Annotated in this window: 1 protein-coding gene and 1 pseudogene; both read left to right on the top strand. The window is 30.4% G+C overall.

Annotated features, from left to right (window positions below):
- Window positions 1–304: pseudogene (locus DW059_RS17755) on the top strand (DUF3784 domain-containing protein); the annotation flags it as partial.
- Between the two features lie 27 nt (window positions 305–331).
- A complete protein-coding gene (locus DW059_RS15715) occupies window positions 332–520 on the top strand; it encodes a hypothetical protein (protein WP_005342828.1) in 189 nt (62 codons plus the stop codon).
- Window positions 521–629 lie beyond the last annotated feature (109 nt).

The following is a 629-nucleotide window of genomic DNA, read 5'->3' as shown; positions in this document are numbered from 1 at the left end:
GTTATACCATTTGTAATTATAGGTGTGTTATTTGCGATTTTTAAGGAAAAAGCAACTAAAATTTGTTTCAGGATTTAATTCATTTTCTAAAGAAGAACAAACAATGTATGATAAAGCTCAGATCTCTCGTGATATAAGAAATCAGTGCTTCATATGGACTGTTATAATGTTAGCAGGAGCGACATTATCCTGCCTTTTAACCCCATATATGGCTATACCAACCTATATTATTTGGTTAGTTCTGTTTTTTAGAGAAGTCCACTTTGATAATCATAAAGCGTTTAAAAAATATTTATTAAAATAAATTATTGTTTGCAGGAGATGCTTATTTATGAAAAAAGGGATAAACAAATCAATCTTATTTTACATTGCATCAGTTCTGTTTTTCATAGCGTCAGCTATTGGCTTTACGAGTGGAAATGAAAGTTCTATGGCTATAGTATGGTTATGTCTTGGTTCTTCATTTCTTTGCTTGGGTTCGACTCATAAGAAAAAGGAAAACAATACAGATGATAAATAATTTCCTGCTTGTATTGTTGGAAAATCGGTAGTTATGGAGGTGAAAAATGTATTTCACAGACGAAAAAGACTATATTATGCGAATGATAAAAGAAATGGTAAGAGTATTA

It is taken from the genome of Roseburia sp. AF42-8, assembly GCF_003435965.1.
GTDB classification, from domain to species: Bacteria; Bacillota; Clostridia; order Lachnospirales; family Lachnospiraceae; genus Roseburia_C; species Roseburia_C amylophila.
The sequence above is the reverse complement of the archived record's forward strand: the minus strand, read 5'-3'. Positions and strand labels throughout refer to the sequence as shown.

Bases quoted from the DNA above. Each gene is read 5' to 3' on its own strand.
- DW059_RS15715 (WP_005342828.1), top strand. From the start codon at position 332: ATGAAAAAAGGGATAAACAAATCAATCTTATTTTACATTGCATCAGTT.